This is a genomic window from Microbacterium sp. LMX7-1.2 (assembly GCF_040675935.1).
Classification (GTDB): domain Bacteria; phylum Actinomycetota; class Actinomycetes; order Actinomycetales; family Microbacteriaceae; genus Microbacterium.
Window position 1 is genome coordinate 2,119,014 of the sequence record NZ_JBEGIL010000001.1, and the last position, 16,336, is coordinate 2,135,349.

The 16,336-nt window shown below is 69.8% G+C and carries 16 protein-coding genes; 14 read left to right on the forward strand and 2 right to left on the reverse strand.

The features are described from left to right. The first annotated feature begins 12 nt into the window (after positions 1–12). From MRBLMX7_RS10290 to MRBLMX7_RS10315, 6 genes are all read left to right on the forward strand, one after another. Positions 13–1,074, forward strand: a complete 1,062-nt coding sequence (locus MRBLMX7_RS10290; protein WP_363368200.1) for an ABC transporter permease — start codon at positions 13–15, stop codon at positions 1,072–1,074. Continuing rightward, positions 1,071–1,982, forward strand: coding sequence for an ABC transporter permease (locus tag MRBLMX7_RS10295; protein WP_363368202.1), 912 nt, complete (start codon positions 1,071–1,073; stop codon positions 1,980–1,982). Before MRBLMX7_RS10290 ends, MRBLMX7_RS10295 begins: the two co-directional genes overlap by 4 nt. Further along, on the forward strand, positions 1,979–2,833 hold the full coding sequence (locus MRBLMX7_RS10300; RefSeq protein ID WP_363368204.1) for an ABC transporter ATP-binding protein: 855 nt from the start codon (positions 1,979–1,981) through the stop codon (positions 2,831–2,833). The genes MRBLMX7_RS10295 and MRBLMX7_RS10300 overlap by 4 nt, the downstream gene beginning before the upstream one ends. Further along, the gene (locus MRBLMX7_RS10305) at positions 2,826–3,665 is read left to right on the forward strand and encodes an ABC transporter ATP-binding protein (protein WP_363368206.1); all 840 of its coding nucleotides are present in this window, start codon (positions 2,826–2,828) and stop codon (positions 3,663–3,665) included. The genes MRBLMX7_RS10300 and MRBLMX7_RS10305 overlap by 8 nt, the downstream gene beginning before the upstream one ends. Positions 3,666–3,710: 45 nt before the next feature. Next, positions 3,711–4,286 carry a TetR/AcrR family transcriptional regulator gene (locus tag MRBLMX7_RS10310; protein ID WP_363368208.1) on the forward strand — a complete coding sequence of 192 codons (576 nt, stop codon included), beginning with the start codon at positions 3,711–3,713 and terminating at the stop codon, positions 4,284–4,286. Positions 4,287–4,357: 71 nt separating this feature from the next. After that, positions 4,358–5,083: an SDR family NAD(P)-dependent oxidoreductase gene (locus MRBLMX7_RS10315; protein ID WP_363368210.1), complete on the forward strand. Its 726-nt coding sequence runs from the start codon at positions 4,358–4,360 to the stop codon at positions 5,081–5,083. A gap of 54 nt (positions 5,084–5,137) precedes the next feature. Here the strand turns inward: MRBLMX7_RS10315 and MRBLMX7_RS10320 are convergent, their stop codons facing one another. Then, positions 5,138–6,130 carry a LacI family DNA-binding transcriptional regulator gene (locus tag MRBLMX7_RS10320; protein WP_363368212.1) on the reverse strand — a complete coding sequence of 331 codons (993 nt, stop codon included), beginning with the start codon at positions 6,128–6,130 and terminating at the stop codon, positions 5,138–5,140. Positions 6,131–6,269: 139 nt separating this feature from the next. Here MRBLMX7_RS10320 and MRBLMX7_RS10325 point away from each other — a divergent pair, with 139 nt between their 5' ends. The 8 genes from MRBLMX7_RS10325 (at position 6,270) to MRBLMX7_RS10360 (ending at position 15,271) form a co-directional block, all read left to right on the forward strand. Beyond that, entirely contained in the window at positions 6,270–8,195 is a 1,926-nt protein-coding gene (locus MRBLMX7_RS10325; protein ID WP_363368214.1) for a glycoside hydrolase family 2 protein, read from the forward strand. Between the two features lie 42 nt (positions 8,196–8,237). Next, positions 8,238–9,548 (forward strand): ABC transporter substrate-binding protein, encoded by a 1,311-nt coding sequence (locus tag MRBLMX7_RS10330; RefSeq protein WP_363368216.1) that lies wholly within the window; start codon positions 8,238–8,240, stop codon positions 9,546–9,548. Between the two features lie 60 nt (positions 9,549–9,608). Continuing rightward, the gene (locus MRBLMX7_RS10335) at positions 9,609–10,556 is read left to right on the forward strand and encodes a carbohydrate ABC transporter permease (protein WP_363368218.1); all 948 of its coding nucleotides are present in this window, start codon (positions 9,609–9,611) and stop codon (positions 10,554–10,556) included. Then, positions 10,553–11,473, forward strand: coding sequence for a carbohydrate ABC transporter permease (locus tag MRBLMX7_RS10340; RefSeq protein ID WP_363368220.1), 921 nt, complete (start codon positions 10,553–10,555; stop codon positions 11,471–11,473). The genes MRBLMX7_RS10335 and MRBLMX7_RS10340 overlap by 4 nt, the downstream gene beginning before the upstream one ends. Continuing rightward, the gene (locus MRBLMX7_RS10345; RefSeq protein ID WP_363368222.1) at positions 11,470–12,075 is read left to right on the forward strand and encodes a hypothetical protein; all 606 of its coding nucleotides are present in this window, start codon (positions 11,470–11,472) and stop codon (positions 12,073–12,075) included. Before MRBLMX7_RS10340 ends, MRBLMX7_RS10345 begins: the two co-directional genes overlap by 4 nt. Positions 12,076–12,156: 81 nt before the next feature. Next, a complete protein-coding gene (locus MRBLMX7_RS10350) occupies positions 12,157–13,200 on the forward strand; it encodes an iron-siderophore ABC transporter substrate-binding protein (protein WP_363368223.1) in 1,044 nt (347 codons plus the stop codon). Further along, entirely contained in the window at positions 13,197–14,228 is a 1,032-nt protein-coding gene (locus tag MRBLMX7_RS10355) for a FecCD family ABC transporter permease (RefSeq protein ID WP_363368225.1), read from the forward strand. Before MRBLMX7_RS10350 ends, MRBLMX7_RS10355 begins: the two co-directional genes overlap by 4 nt. Beyond that, a complete protein-coding gene (locus MRBLMX7_RS10360; protein ID WP_363368227.1) occupies positions 14,225–15,271 on the forward strand; it encodes a FecCD family ABC transporter permease in 1,047 nt (348 codons plus the stop codon). The genes MRBLMX7_RS10355 and MRBLMX7_RS10360 overlap by 4 nt, the downstream gene beginning before the upstream one ends. Positions 15,272–15,492: 221 nt before the next feature. On the opposite strand, the gene MRBLMX7_RS10365 is transcribed toward MRBLMX7_RS10360, so the two are convergent. Continuing rightward, the gene (locus MRBLMX7_RS10365) at positions 15,493–16,194 is read right to left on the reverse strand and encodes a hypothetical protein (RefSeq protein ID WP_363368228.1); all 702 of its coding nucleotides are present in this window, start codon (positions 16,192–16,194) and stop codon (positions 15,493–15,495) included. Positions 16,195–16,336: the final 142 nt, after the last annotated feature.

The window sequence follows — 16,336 nt, forward strand, 5'->3', positions numbered from 1 at the left end:
GGGCTCTGACGCATGACGACGGTGGCCGTGCAACGCCAGGCGCAGCGCCGCAGGTCGCCGCTCGTCGGCTACCTGCTGCGCCGGGCCGGGACCTCCCTGCTCCTTCTGGTGGGCGTGACGATCGTCACGTTCCTGCTCACCAACCTGGTGCCGGGAGACCCGGTCTCGGCCGCGCTCGGTGAGGGCGCGTCGCAGAACCCCGCGACGCGCGAGGCCTTCATCAAGGCCAACGGACTCGACCAGCCGTTGTTCGTGCAGTACGTCATCTACATGGGGAACCTGCTCCGCGGGGACCTCGGCACGTCGTTGGTGACCGGACGCCCGGTCACCAGCGATCTCGCCACCGCGGTGCCCGCGACGATCGAGATCGCGATCGCCGCGATCATCCTGAGCCTCGCGGTCAGCGTCGTGCTCGGCACGCTCGCCGCCTACCGGCGCGGGCTCGTCACCGACCAGGTCATCCGCGTCGTGACGCTCGTCGGCCTCAGCGTCCCCACGTTCTGGCTCGCGCTCGTCAGCTTCTACGTGTTCTTCCTCGAGCTGCGGATCGCCCCGGGCTCCGGGCGGATCTCCCCGTCGATCACCCCGCCTCCGCGAGTGACGGGCCTCCACACGGTCGACTACCTCCTGAACGGCGACGGCGTCGGATTCTTCGACGCCCTCGCGCACCTCGCGCTGCCGGTCATCGTCCTGTCGCTCGTGACGATCGGCCTGCTGACCCGATTCATCCGCACCTCCGTGCTCGAGGTGCTGGGCAGCGACTACGTGCGCGCGGCCCGGGCCAAGGGGCTTCCCGCGATGCGCGTCATCGTCGGCTACGTGCTGCGCGGCGCATCCCTCCCGATCCTCACCGTCGTGGGAGTCGCCTTCGGCTCGCTGCTGTCGGGTACCGTGCTCGTCGAGTCGGTGTTCGCCTGGCCGGGGCTCGGCACGTACGCGTACAACTCCGCCGCGAACCTCGACCTCCCGGGCATCATGGGCGTCGGTCTCGTGGTCGGCGTCATCTACCTCCTCATCAACTTCGTCGTCGACCTGCTCTACGGCGTCCTGGACCCGAGAGTGAGGATCGCATGAGCCGCATCGACTCGGCATCCGGGCCCTGGCGGTTCCGGTTCCGCTGGCCGCGCGCCTGGCGCACCCCGCTCGGCGTGATCGGCTCCGTGATCGCCGTCGCCTGGGTCATCGTGGCGTTCACGGCGCAGTGGTGGGTGCCCTACGGGCCCAACGCGCAGGTGCTGCCGCGCCTGCAGGAACCCGGCATCGACACCCTCCTCGGCACCGACGGCAACGGCCGCGACATCTTCTCGCGCCTCATGACCGGCGCGACCGTGAGCCTGCCGCTCGCGCTGATGCTCGTGATCGCGGCGATGGTGATCGGCACCGTGATCGGCGCGGTCGCCGGCTACTTCGGCCGCGCGGTCGACGAGACGCTCATGCGCATCACCGACCTGTTCATGGCGTTCCCGACCGTGATCCTCGCGATGGTCGTCGCGGCGTCTCTCGGTCCGTCGCTGTTCAACGCGGTGATCGCGGCCATCGTCGTCTCCTGGCCGCAGTACGCGCGTGTGACCCGCAGTATCGTGATCGGTCTCCGAGGCCAGAACTACGTGATCGCCGGCCGCCTGCTCGGGCACTCGCCGCTGCGGACCCTGTTCGTCGACATCCTGCCCAACATCGCCGGGCCCATGCTCGTGCTCGCGACGCTCGACATCGGCGCCGCGATCCTGCTGCTGTCGGGACTGTCGTTCCTGGGCCTCGGCGCGCAGCCGCCGACCGCGGAATGGGGCTCGATGATCTCGGCCGCCATGCAGAACTTCGACGCGTGGTGGCTGGGCGTGTTCCCCGGTCTCGCGATCCTCACGGTCGTGCTGGCCTTCAACTTCCTCGGCGATGCGATGCGCGACGTGCTCGACCCGACGGCCGAGGTCACGCACGAGAAGCAGGCCGATCACGCGGCCTCTGCGAAGGGAGCATCGGCATGAACGCGACCGCTCCCGCGCTGCGCATCAGCGACCTCACCATCGCGATCGGCCGCCCGCTCGTGCACGGCATCTCGCTCGACCTGCACGCCGGACGCATCCACGGCCTCGCGGGGGAGTCGGGATCGGGCAAGACCCTGACCTCGCTCGCGGTTCTGGGCCTGCTCCCGCGCACCGCCCGCACCGGCGGCTCGATCACGCTCGCGGGGGAGGAGCTGCTCGGATTGCGGCGTCGCTCGCTCAACCGCATCCGCGGGAAGCGCGTGGCGATGGTCTTCCAGGATCCCTCCGCGTCACTGCACCCGCAGCTGCCCGTGGGGCGGCAGCTCACCGACCACATGCGTGTGCATCTCGGACTCCGCGGAGCCGCGGCCAAGGCCAGGGCGATCGAGCTGCTCGAGACCGTGCAGGTGCCGAACCCGGAGGGAGCGCTGTCGCGCTACCCGCACCAGTTCTCGGGGGGACAGCGTCAGCGCATCGCGATCGCCTGCGCCCTCGCCTGCGACCCCGAGGTGCTGCTGGCGGACGAGCCGACCACGGCCCTCGACGTCACGGTGCAGGCCGGCATCCTGCGGCTGCTGCGCGATCTCGCGACCGAGCGCAACCTCGCGGTGCTGCTGGTCACGCACGACCTCGGCGTCATGAGCGCGATCGCCGACGAGGTGGCCGTCATGAAGAACGGCGAGATCGTCGAGCGCGCCGACCGCGAGACGCTGTTCCGCGACCCGCAGCACGAGTACACCCGCACACTGCTCGCCGCACTGCCCGGCTCGAAGGTCGAGGAAGCGGCCGGCGGACCCGTCGCGGATGCCGACCCAATCGCGCCCAGCGAGAAGGAGGATGCCGATGAGTGACGTCTCCGTCCTCGACGCGCAGGGCGTCGTCGTGCGCTACCCGGGCAACCCGCCGGTCGTCGCGGTCGACCAGGTGTCGCTGCAGGTCGCCCCCGGCGAGACCGTCGCGCTGGTCGGCGAGTCGGGCAGCGGCAAGTCGAGCCTCGCCCGCGCGGTCGTCGGCATCGAGAAGATCGCCGCCGGTGAAGTGCGGTTCCGCGATGCGCCGGTCACGCCGCTCGGCATCCGCCGCCGGAGGCTCGCGCTCACCGGCATCCAGATGGTGTTCCAGGACCCGTCGACGTCGCTGAACCCGCGCCGCCGGGTGGGCGACCAGATCGCCGACGGCATCGCGACCGCCCGGGCACGCGGTGCCGAGGGCTCGCGCGTGGAGGAGTGGCTCGAGCGCGTCGGGCTCCCGGCTCAGGTCGCGACCCGGTTCCCGCACCAGTTCTCGGGCGGGCAGAAGCAGCGCATCGCGATCGCCAGGGCGCTCGCGGCGCGGCCGTCGCTGCTCGTGGCCGACGAGCCGATCTCGGCCCTGGACGCCTCGACGCAGACCAGCGTCGCCGGACTCATGCGCGACCTCGTCGCCGAGGCCGGAGCGGGGATGCTGTTCATCTCGCACGACCTCGCTGTGGTCCGCCGCATCGCCGACCGCACCTTCGTCATGTACGCGGGCCGTGTGCTGGAGTCGGGGCCGACCGATCGCGTGTGGGCTGCGCCGCAGCATCCGTACACCCGGGCTCTGCTCGCGGCGATCCCGGAGCCGGACGGCACCGGGCGCATCCCCGTCGCTCCGTCGACCGACGAGCGGATCGCCTGGTCGCAGATCCCGCCCGTCATACGCTGACGGCAATAGTGGACTAATCGATCAATAAAGGTGTAGCATGAGGTCATGCCTCGGCCCCGACAGTTCGATACGCAGACGGCACTGCGGTCCGCCGCGCGCGCCTTCTGGCGCCATGGATATGCGGGGACGAGTACCGAAGCGCTGCTGGACGAGATGAAGATCGGACGACAGAGCCTCTACAACGCGTTCGGAGACAAGCGCCAGCTCTATCTCGACGCGTTGCGCCTCTATTCGAGCGAAAGCGTCTCCGCCCATGTGGCGCGCCTGGAGGGACCGGAGGCACCGGTCGATGGACTCCGCGAGCTCCTGCGCGGTCTCGCAGTCGACGACGACGACGATCGCGCACGAGGTTGCTTCGGCGTTGCGGCGACGATCGAGTTCGGCGCCTCGGACGAGGCGATCGCGGCCGCAACCCGTGGCCCCGCGGCTCTTCTGCACGCGCGGATTCGGGAGCGCCTCGCACTGGCCGTCGCCGACGGGTCGCTCGACGCGGACATCGACCTCGAAGCCAGCGCCGTGCTCGTCGAGCAGCAGATGATCGCGCTGCAGGTCGCGGCTCGAAGTGGGGCGAGCGTGCACTCGATGCGCTCTGCCGCCGATTACGCGATCGACCAGCTCTGAGACGACGGAGCGCGTCTGTCGTCCTCCCTCATGACCGTTTTTGATCAATCAGTACAGAAAGGTACAGAAGAATGACTACCACGAAGAACGCCCTCGTGTTCGGGGGATCACGAGGCATCGGCGCCGCAGCCGCGAAGCGTCTGGCGGCCGACGGCTATACCGTCGCCTTCACCTACGTCTCGCGCCCCGACGCGGCAGAGGCACTCGTGCGGGCCATCGAAGCCGAAGGAGGATCCGCTCTGGCCGTTCACGCCGACAGCAGTGAGGTCGGTCAGATTCGTGCCGCCGTCGCCGAAGTCGTCGACCGCGTGGGCAGACTCGATGCGGTCGTGGTGAACGCCGGCATCCTGAGGGTCAACCTCGCACAGGACGTTTCCGTCGCCGAGCTCGACGAGATGCTCGCCGTCAACGTGCGAGGCGTGTTCCTGTCGGTGCAGGCTGTCATCCCCGTGATCAACGAGGGTGGGTCGATCATCACGATCGGCAGCAATGTGGCGCTGCGCGGCGGGCCAGGGTCGAGCGTCTACCACCTGACGAAATCCGCCGTGGCCGGCATGGTGAAGAGCATCGCGATGGAGCTCGCTCCTCGACGCATCACGATCAACAACGTGCAACCCGGGCCGTTCGACACCGACATGAACGCGGGAGCGATCGACATCCTCACGGCGCAGAGCCCGCTGGGTCGTGTGGGCCGTCTCGAGGAGGTCGGAGGCCTGATCTCGTACCTCGCAGGCGACGAGTCACGGTACGTCACGGGAGCCGACTTCACCATCGACGGAGGCTGGGTTCTTCGCTGAGCCCTGACGGATAGCGGGCTCCGACGTCGCCCTGTCGTGTGGCAGCGGGCCGGGTCAGCGGGCGATGAGGCGGTGCGGCACCTCGTGGTGCGATCCGGGTTCGGTCCTCGCGTCCTGCAGGATGTCGAGGATGACGGATGCCGCCTGCTCGACGCCGTGGTCGACGGTCGAGAACGCGGGGATGTGGAAGCGTCCCTCCTCGATGTCGTCGAAACCCATCACCTGCACCCGGTCGGGCACCGAGATGCCGTGGCTGCCGAGCGTGTACAGCGCGCCCAGCGCCAGGCTGTCGCTGAAGCAGAACAGGGCGTCGAAGTCGGTGCCCTCCGCGATGAGCCGCTCGACGGCGATCGATCCCTCGGCGCGGTTGAACTGGTCGACCGTGGCGTAGAGCGCGGGGTCGTCGGCGATGCCCGCGGCGGCCAGCGCCTGTCGATAGCCGTCGAACCGGAGGCGGGAGGTGGCGGTCGGCCCCGACTGCTGCACGCCGACCGCGGCGATGCGCCGGCGCCCCTGTTCGATCAGGTGCGCGGTGGCGGCGGCTGCCGCTGACACGTTGTCGATGCCGACGTGGTGCACGGCGGGGGTCAGCAGTTCCTCGGCCTGCTCGCCGATTAGCACGAGCGGGGGAGAGGCCGGTCGGCCCACGAGGTCGTCGGGGCACAGGGCCAGGGGGCTCATGACGATCCCGTCGAGCGCGGGGAATCCCTCACCGGCCATCATGGCGAGCTCGGCCGCGCGGTCGGCGCCGGTCTGCGCGATGAGCACCGTGAGGGACCGTGTCTGAGCCGCGCTCACGAACTGCGAGGCGAACTCGGCGAAGTACGGCTCGCGCAGGTCGGGGAGCACGAGGGCGATGAGCCCGCTGCGGCCGTTGCGCAGCTGTCGAGCCGCGAGGTTGGGGCGGTAGCCGAGCTCGTCGATCGCGGCGAGGATGCGCTGGCGCACCTCGTCGCCGACCCAGCCGGTGCCGTTCACGACGTTGGAGACCGACTTGGCGCTGACGCCGACCCGGGCGGCGACGTCGGCGAGGGTCACTCGGGGCATGCTGTCTCCTCCCTGCTGGACGGAGGTCCGTCCTGGAGCGACCGACACCCGGTCGTCGCTTCACAGTTGACTATAGTTCAACGTGGAACTATCGTGTCCTTCAACGTTGAACTGGAAACGTTTTCCCATTCCAGCTCCGATGACGGAGAACGCATTCGATGACGAAGACCGGCGCGGAGCGCCGGGAGAGGGAGCCGCACCCGTGGTGAAGAACGACACCGACCGAGCGATCGAGACCGTCCGCGCGAGCAGTCTGGAGACGGCGCGTCCGCGTCCGCAGCTCGTCCGCGACTCGTACCTCGAGATCGACGGGGAGTGGGGCTTCGCGCACGACGACACCGACCTCGGCCTCCGCGAGCGCTGGTACGACGGACGGCAGCTGCCCGACCGCATCCGCGTGCCCTTCCCGCCCGAGTCGCCCGCCTCCGGCATCGGCGCGACCGGCTTCCACCCCGTCGTCTGGTACCGCCGCGACCTCGCGGACGCCGAGCTCGAGTCGATCGGCCACCACGACGGCGCCCGCGCGATCCTGCACTTCGGCGCCGTCGACTACCGGTCCACGGTGTGGGTCGACGGACGCACGGTGGGCGCGCACGAGGGCGGTCACACGCCCTTCGCCGTCGACATCACGGATGCGCTCGATCCGGCATCCGCCTCGCACGTGATCGTCGTCCGCGCGGAGGACGACCCGCACGACCTCGCCCAGCCCCGGGGCAAGCAGGACTGGGAAGAGCAGCCGCACGCGATCTGGTACCACCGCACCACCGGCATCTGGCAGACCGTGTGGTTGGAATCGGTGGCCCCGCAGCACGTCACCGGCGTGAACTGGACGAGCGACCTGTCGGCCGGCACCGTCACGGTCGACGTCGCGCTGAAGAGCGCCGGGGACAGCGTCGTGCACGTGCGGATCGCCCATGAAGGGCGCGAGCTCGCCTCCGCGAGCGTGCGCGTGACCGGCGACACGACCGCGCTCACGCTGCCGCTCACGGGTCAGACCAACGGGCAGGGCTATGAGCAGCTGCTGTGGCGCCCGGGTCAGCCGACCCTGCTCGACGCCTGGGTGAGCGTTGAACAGGACGGCGTCGTGACGGATGCCGTCGCGAGCTACCTCGGGCTCCGCAGCGTCGCGTGGGCCGACGGCGCGCTGTTGCTCAACGACCGTCCTGTCACCCTGCGCTCCGTGCTCAGCCAGGGGTACTGGCCCGAATCGCACCTCACGGCGCCCTCGCCCGAGGCGCTGCGCCGCGAGGCCGAGCTGATCGCCGAGCTGGGCTTCAACTCCGTGCGCGTGCACCAGAAGATCGAAGACGAGCGGTTCCTGTACTGGGCAGACCGACTGGGACTCCTGGTCTGGGGCGAGATGGCGGCGACCTATACCTTCACCCCGCGCGCGGTGCAGCGCACGACGGCGGAGTGGACCGAGGCCGTGCTGCGCGACCGCGCCCACCCCAGCATCGTCACCTGGGTGCCGCTCAACGAGAGCTGGGGCGTGCAGCACATCGCCTCGCGCTCCGACCAGCGCGCCTTCGCCGAGGGCCTGTACCAGCTGACCAAGGCGCTCGACCCGACCCGTCCCGTGATCTCGAACGACGGCTGGGAGCTCGGCACCTCCGACCTGTGGACCCTGCACGACTACGAGGCCGACGGACGCGTGCTCGCCGACCGCTACGACGTCGACGAGCAGGCGCTGCGCGGCTACATCTCCGGCATCGGCCCCGCTGGGCGGCAGATCCGCCTGCCCGGCACGACCGACGAGGGCCAGCCCGTGCTGCTCACCGAGTTCGGGGGCGTGAAGTGGGCGGTCGATGCGAGCCCCGACGACGCCTGGGGGTACTCCGAGGCCGCAGGCGCGGAGGACTACACGCGCATGATCGCCGACATCCTCGGCGCCGTGCAGTCCGGCACGCGCGGCCACCGCGGCCGGGCGCGCGGTCTGTCGGGCTGGTGCTGGACCCAGCTCACCGACACCATGCAGGAGCGGAACGGCCTGCTCACCGAGACGCGGGAGCCCAAGCTCCCCATCGAGACGCTTCGCGCCCTGATCCAGGGAACGCCGAGCGCCTGACCCCCTACCCGAACGCACAGCCACTCAATGAGGAGAATCGACATGACCAAGAAGAGACTGCCCGCCCTGGTCGCCCTCGCGGGCGCCGCCACGCTCGTGCTCGCCGGATGCGGTGGGGGAGGGGGATCGAGCGCCGCCCCCGAGGACATCACGTTCGACGAGGACACCACCGCCGAGATCAGCTTCTCGTGGTGGGGCAACGAGGACCGCGCCGATCGCTTCGAGCAGGTCGTCGCGCTGTTCAACGAGCAGTACCCGAACGTCGAGGTCGTGCGGAACTTCAACGCCTGGGGCGACTACTGGACCGCCCGCAACACGGAGGCCGCGGGCAAGTCGCTCCCGGACGTCGTGATGATGGATGCCGGCTACCTCGGCGAGTATGCGAGCAAGGGCCTCCTGGCCGACCTCTCGCCGTACCGCGACTCGCTGCTGCCGCTCGACGGCATCACCGACCAGGTGCTGGGTTCCGGCACGGTCGACGACCAGCTCGTCGGCGTCCCCCTCGGCACGAACGCCTGGTCGATGATGTACAACAAAGACCTCCTCGACCAGTACGGCATCGACTACCCGACCGACGACATGACGTGGGATGAGCTCGACGACTTCATCCTCGAGGTGAACGCCGCAGGCGCGGCATCCGACCCGAAGATCTACGGCGCCGAGGACTACACGGGCGGACTGCCGAACTTCATCTACCACCTGATGCAGTCGGGCAACGCGGTCTTCGAGGAGGACGGCACGCCCGCATTCGACGAGGACGACGTGATCGACTACCTCGACAGCGCCTCGTCGCTGCGTGAGGACGGGGAGTTCTACCCGGTCGAGCGCAGCGTCGCACTGTCGCCGAGCGGCGGGTTCCTGGCCGGCGAGGCCGCAATCTGGTTCAACTTCTCGACCACGGTCCTGCAGGGCATGACGGATGCCGGCACCGAGAACATCGGCATGGTGCAGCCGCCGCTCGAGAAGGGCGAGAAGGAGCACGTGCTCGCGCCCAAGCCGAGCATGCTGCTCAGCGTCGCGAAGAACTCCGACCAGCAGCAGGCCGCCGCGGCGTTCGTGAACTTCCTCACCACCTCGCCCGAGGTCGCGAAGGTCTTCGGCACCTCGCTCGGCACGCCTCCCACCGAGGAGGGCCGCGCCGCGATCGACCAGACCCCGGCCGACACGGTGAACCTCGACTACCTCGCCTCGGTCGACGACGAGCTCACCGCCAGCTACCCGATCCTGCCCGCGGGCTACGGCACGATCGAGGCCAAGTGGGGCGAGCTGCACGAGCAGCTGCGCTACGGCGACCTGACGACGAAGCAGTTCGCGCAGGAGTTGTTCTCCGAGATCTCGCTGGTCCTCGGCTGACCCTCACGCACGACCTGCCGCACGGGCGCGCCCGGCTGCAGGAGGAAGGATGACACCCTCATGACTGCTCCTGCAGCCACCGCCGCCCCGGTCCGGGCGCGCACGAAGAACGTGCGCGCCCGGCGGGAGACGCGCGCGGGCTACCTGTTCCTCAGTCCCTGGCTGATCGGGTTCTTCGCCCTCACGGCCGGGCCGATGGTTGCCTCGCTCGCGCTGTCGTTCACGGACTACAACCTCTTCAACGACCCCGAGTTCATCGGGCTCGACAACTACACGCGGATGCTGACCGACCCGAACTTCCTCCAGGCGGTCAAGGTCACCGGCATCTACGTGCTCGTCGGCACCCCGCTCAAGCTCGTCGCCGCTCTCGGAGTCGCGATGCTGCTGAACGCGCCGCGTCGCGGTCAGGGCTTCTACCGCTCGGCGTTCTACCTGCCCTCGCTCATCGGCGGCAGCGTCTCGATCGCGATCGTCTGGAAGGCGATGTTCATCGACAACGGCATCGTCGCCCAGATCGGCTCGTTCTTCGGCGGTCCGCCGGCCGCGGAGGGCGGCTGGGTCGGCGATCCCGCTCGCACGCTGCCGCTGCTCATCCTGCTGACGGTGTGGCAGTTCGGCGCGCCGATGGTGATCTTCCTCGCCGGGCTCAAGCAGGTGCCGGCGGAGCTCTACGAAGCGGCATCCGTCGACGGCGCAGGCCCCGTGCGGCGCTTCTTCTCGATCACGATCCCGATGCTGTCGCCCGTGCTGTTCTTCAACCTGCTGCTCGAGACGATCCACGCCTTCCAGGTGTTCAACTCGGCGTACATCATCTCCAACGGCAGCGGAGGGCCAGCGGGGTCGACGCTCTTCTACACGCTGTACCTGTACCTGCGCGGCTTCCGCGACTTCCAGATGGGGTACGCCTCGGCCATGGCCTGGGTGCTCGTGATCGCGGTCGGCATCGTCACGATCATCCTGTTCCGCAGCTCGAAGGCCTGGGTCCACTACGCGGGAGACGAGAGATGACCACGACCGTCACGCACACCGAGCTCATCACGACCGATCCGGCCCAGGGCGGGCGACGCCGTCCGGGTGTCGGCCACCGTCGGCGGAGCGTCCTCCGCTCGACCGTCTTCCATGTCCTGACGATCGCCGTGCTGGTGGTGATCCTGTACCCGGCCGTGTGGATGGTGATGTCGTCGTTCAAGCCGGGCAACGAGATCATCGGCTCCGTCAGCCTCATTCCCGAGAGCTTCTCGTTCGACAACTACGCCAAGGCGCTGTCGGGCATCGGCGGGGTCTCGTTCTGGACCTTCGTGGTGAACTCGCTGATCCTCGCGGTGGCCTCGGTGCTCGGCGTGGTGCTGTCGTGCTCGATCACGGCGTATGCGTTCGCGCGCATCCGGTTCCGCGGCAGCAAGCTCTTCTTCCTCTGCATGATCGCGACCATGCTGCTGCCGTTCCACGTCGTGATCATCCCGCAGTACATCGTGTTCAACCAGCTCGACATGATCAACACCTACTGGCCGCTGCTGCTGGGCAAGTTCCTCGCAGCGGACGCGTTCTTCGTGTTCCTCATGATCCAGTTCATCCGCGGGCTGCCGCGGGACCTCGACGAGGCGGCCCGTATCGACGGCGCCGGTCACGTGCGCACGTTCGCGTACGTGATCCTGCCGCTCATGAAGCCCGCGCTCGTGACGAGTTCGATCTTCGCGTTCATCTGGTCGTGGAACGACTTCTTCGGACCGCTGCTCTACCTCAAGGATCCGGGCATGTACACGATGCCGCTCGCGCTGCGCCTGTACGTCGATCAGACCTCGACGAGCGACTACGGCGCGCAGATGGCCATGGCGATCCTCGCGCTGCTGCCCGTCGTGCTCTTCTTCCTCGCGTTCCAGCGCTACCTGGTGTCGGGCGTCGCGACCGAGGGGCTCAAGGGGTGAGCGGGGTGCGGCCGCGTGCGCGGCGCGAGTCCGCGGCGTTCGGCGGTGCGCGGCTCGGCGCGTTCGGCGAGATGCTCGTCGTGGGCCTCGGGGTCGCCGCGCTCTCGCTGCCGCTCGTGACGATCGTTCCGGCGGTCGCCGCCGGGGCGCGGCACCTCGACGCGCACCTCGAGCACGAGACCGACTCGGTGCGGCGTCTGCTGACGCTCGGCTGGCAGGCGATCCGCTCGGGATGGTGGTTCGGCGCGGCATCCGTCGTCGTGGTGGGGATGCTGCTGCTCAACGCTCTCGCGGGGATGCAGGGGCTGCTGCCCGGCGGCGTCGCTCTCGGCATCGTGAGCGGCGTGCTCGCAGCGGTCGTCGCGCTCGCCGCGTTGCGTACCGCGGCGTTGTGGACGCCCGGTGCTCGGTGGGGTGCGCTGTGGAAGGCCGGTCGCGACATCCTGCTCGACGACCCGATCGGCGACGTGCTCGTGCTCCTCGGCCTGGGCGTGAGCGTGGTGGTGGTGTGGATGCTGCCGCCGCTGATCGTGATCGCGCCGGGTCTCGTGGTCGTGGCGCTCGTGGCCGCGGAGCGGCGACGCCGGGGTGTGCCGGCCTGACCCATCCGTTCGCTGGGCTGACGCTGAGCGGGTCGGGTGGATAAGCTTAGGCAACCCTTATCTCGACTGACAGGTTCCGCCATGCCCCGCATCCGTACCCGGGCCTTCGCCGCCCTCCTCGCCGCCGTCGCGACCGCGGCCGCCCTCACCGCCTGCAGTCCCGCGACCGACGGCGCCGACGCCGAACTGCCCGAGGTCGCCGCCGACGCCTTCCCCGTCACGGTCGAGCACGCCTACGGTGAGACCACGATCTCCGAGCAGCCGAAGCGCGTCGTCTCGGTCGGCTACACCGAGCAGGACACCCTGTGGGCGCTCGGCGTGAAGCCGGTCGGCGTGACCGACTGGTACGGCGACTACGAGTTCGCCTCCTGGCCGTGGGCCGATGAGGCCCGCGGCGACTCCGAGCCCGAGGTCCTCACCACGAGCGACGGACTCGACTTCGAGGCGATCGCGCTGCTCGAGCCCGACCTCATCATCGGCACGAACGCCGGCATGACCGAGGAGGACTTCGACCGCCTCTCCGAGATCGCGCCGACCGTCGCCCACTCGGGCGACTACTCCATGTACTTCGAGCCGTGGGACGTGCAGACCCTGCAGATCGGCAAGGCCGTCGGCCTCGAGGATGAAGCCCAGGATCTGGTCGACGGCATCGAGGAGCAGTTCGCGGATGCTGCGGCCGCGCACCCCGAGTTCTCCGGCACGCCGGCCGTGTTCCTGCAGAACGCGATCTACGACGGTTCGGCCATCGCCTACCAGGACGGCCTCAGCACCGATTTCCTCACCGACCTCGGCTTCACGATCCCCGCCGACATCGACGCGTACGCACCCGAGGACGAGTCCGGCGGCCAGGCCTACATCCCGGTCGAGAACCTCGACGTGCTGAACGCCGCCGACGTGCTCATCTGGGGCACCGAGAAGGAAGAAGACGTCACCGCGCTCGAGGGCGAGGCCTTCGTGACCGCGCTCCGCGCCATGCAGAGCGGGTCCGTCGTGTACACCGACGGCGTGACCGCCGGGGCGATCTACTTCACCTCGCCGCTGAGCCTGCCCTATGTGCTCGACGCACTGGTGCCCGCCCTGAGCGACGCGGTCGCCGGCAACGGACCGGCACGCACCGCCGAGTGACGACGGCCGCACGCACGACACGCGATCCGCGCCGGCGCTCCGCCGCGCGGATCGCGCTCGTCGTCGTGCTCGCGTTCCTCGCGCTCGCCGCCGCTTCCGTGGTCGGCCTCACCGTCGGCACCAAGATGATCGGCCTCGGCACGGTCGTCGACGCCGTCACGCGCTTCGACGGCAGCGACCTGCAGCTCATCGTGCGCGAGTCGCGGATCCCCCGGACCGTTCTCGGCATCGTGGTCGGTCTCGCGCTCGGCGCCGCCGGGGCCGTGATGCAGGCGCTCACCCGGAACGCGCTCGCCGACCCCGGCATCCTGGGAGTCAACGCCGGTGCCTCGGTCGCCGTGGCCCTCGCCGTCGCAGCGCTCGGGGTGAGCGACTTCTCGCACCTCATGCTGTTCGCGCTGCTCGGAGCCCTCATCGCGACGATCGGCGTCGTGCTTCTCGGCGCCGCGGGCGGCGGAAGCCCGGTCACCCTCGTGCTCTCGGGCGTCGCGCTCGCCGCGGTGCTCGGCGGCATCACGACGGCTCTCGTGCTGCTCAACCCGACCGCGTTCCTGCAGATGCGCAGCTGGGAGTCCGGAGCCCTCGCCGGACGCGACCTCTCCCTGCTCGCCTTCGCGGGGCCGGCGATCGCGCTCGGGCTCGTGATCGCCCTGCTCATGACGCGCAGCCTCGACGTGCTCGCCCTGGGCGACGACACCGCGGCCGCGATCGGTGTGAAGATCGGCCCCCTGCGCACCGCCGCGGTCGTGGCGGTCACGCTGCTGGCCGGCACCGCGACGGCGCTGGCCGGTCCCGTCGCGTTCCTCGGTCTCGCGGCCCCGCACATCGCCCGCGGATTCGCAGGCTCCTCGCAGAAGGTCGTCGTGCCGCTGGCCGCTGTGATCGGGGCGATCGTGGTCGTGCTCGGCGATGTCGTCGGACGCGTGATCATCGCGCCGCAGGAGGTGCCCGTCGGTATCGTCATGGCGTTCGTCGCGGCGCCCTTCCTGATCGTGATCGGCCGTAGGAAGAACCCGGTGCAGCTGTGACCGTTCTCGACCGCACCGCCGGGGATGCCCGCCGCGTCATCCGCCGAGCCCGCCGCCCGCTGGACCGCCGGGGTCGCATCGCGATGGCCGCTCTCGTCGCCGCGCTGCTCGTCTCGTTCCTGGCGAGCCTGTCGATCGGCGACACCGTGCTCTCGCCGATCCGGGTGGTGCAGGCGCTGTTCGAGACCCACGGCGGCGTGCGGATGGTCGTGGTCGACTGGCGGCTTCCGCGCGCGCTCGCCGCCGTGGTGTTCGGCGCCGCGCTCGCCCTGTCGGGCACGATCTTCCAGACCATCACCCGCAACCCGCTCGGCAGCCCGGATGTGATCGGCCTCACGACCGGCGCCTACACCGGCGCGCTGCTCGTCATCACGACGGGCGGGGGCTCGCAGTTCAGCGTGGCCATCGGTGCGATCCTCGGTGGATTCGCGACCGCCGGGCTCGTCGCCCTGCTCGTCGCCGGCCGCGGCGCTCTCGGCTACCGCATCGTGATCGTCGGCATCGGGGTCAGCGCGGTGCTCGCCGCTCTCAACGCCTGGATGCTGCTGCGCGCCCGACTGGAGGTCGCGATCTCCGCCGCGATCTGGGGTGCCGGATCGCTCAACGGCGTCGGGTGGACGCAGGCGGCGCTGCCGATCCTCGTGGTCCTCGGGCTGCTCGTGCTGCTCGCCTGTGCGCGCCGCGGGCTGTGGCTCATCGAGCTCGGCGACGACCTCGGCTCCGCACTCGGTGGTCGGATGCCGCTGACGAAGGCGGCGCTCGTGGCGATCGCGGTCGGCCTCACCGGCGTCGTGACGGCCGTGGCCGGGCCGATCGCCTTCATCGCGCTCGCCGCCCCGCACCTGGCGCGGCTCGTCGTGCGGAACGGAACGGCGCACCTGGTGGCCACCGCGCTCATGGGTGCGACGCTGCTGTCGCTCGCCGACATCATCGGGCAGAACGCGGTGCCGAAGCACGCGCTCCCCGTCGGCGCCGTGACCCTCGTGCTGGGCGGCGTGTACCTCATCTACCTCCTGATCCGCACGGCCCGCCGGCGCCCGTAGCCGCGGCATCCGCTTCCGCTCGCCGGGGTCCGCGGTGCTCTCCGCCCCGCGGCATCCGCCCGTCCGAATCGCAGGAGATCACACGATATGAAGGACAACATCGGCTGGATGCTCCTGCGGAGCGTGCGATCTCCTGCGCACCGCGCGTCCCGTCGCCTCGCGCCCCACACGCAGAGAGGGCCGAGGCACATCGTGCCCCGGCCCTCCTCGTCACGCTCCGATCAGATCGGGGCGACGATGTCCTGCTTGGCGTCCCACTCGGTGATCTCGAGCGAGGTCTCGATGGACTGACCGGCGGCCTCGGTGGCGCCGGTGGTCGCGAGCACGACGTAATCGGCGGTGACCTCGTAGGTCATGTCGACCGAGACACCGTCCTGCTCCATCGTGCCGGTGAGGATGTACACGTCCTGGCCCAGGCGCGAGCCCGTGCCGGTCACGGTGAACTCGCCGGAGAGGCCGGCGGCCGCGACCGCCGGGTCTGCCTCGTTCGCGGTCGCCGCGGCCTGGCTGAGGCCGGCGACGATCGGGTCGGACGAGTTCGCGTCCGCGACCTGCCACTCGCTCGTCGACGACTTGACCCAGGCGTCGTCGCCGATCACGACGACGGAGCCCATCGGCGTCGACCACGCGACGGCCTCGGTCGCCGGATCGTACTGAGCAGTGGTCTCCATGCCGAGAACCGTCATCTTGGCCGCATAGCCCTCGGTGTCGGTCATCGCCTCGGTGATGCAGGTGCCGAGCTCGGTCCCGTCGACGGTCGCGCCCTCTGTGAGTTCCGGGCAGTCGGAGGAGGGTGCCGTGGTCTCCTCGGTGGTGCTGGTGGACGTGTCGTCCTTGGGCTCCTCGGCGGCCGGAGCCGAACAGCCGGTGAGCAGGATGGCGGCGGCCAGGACGATCCCGGCGCCGATCTTGATGACGCGCATGCGCATTTCCCCCTTCGGTCGTGTGCACGTGGTCTCGACGCGCACCACACCAGCATGCCAGGCGGCGGGGACACGCCCGACAGCAGTGCAGAGGAAAGTCCGCTAGACTGAGCAGGTTGTCTGCCCTCCGGCATCCATCGGA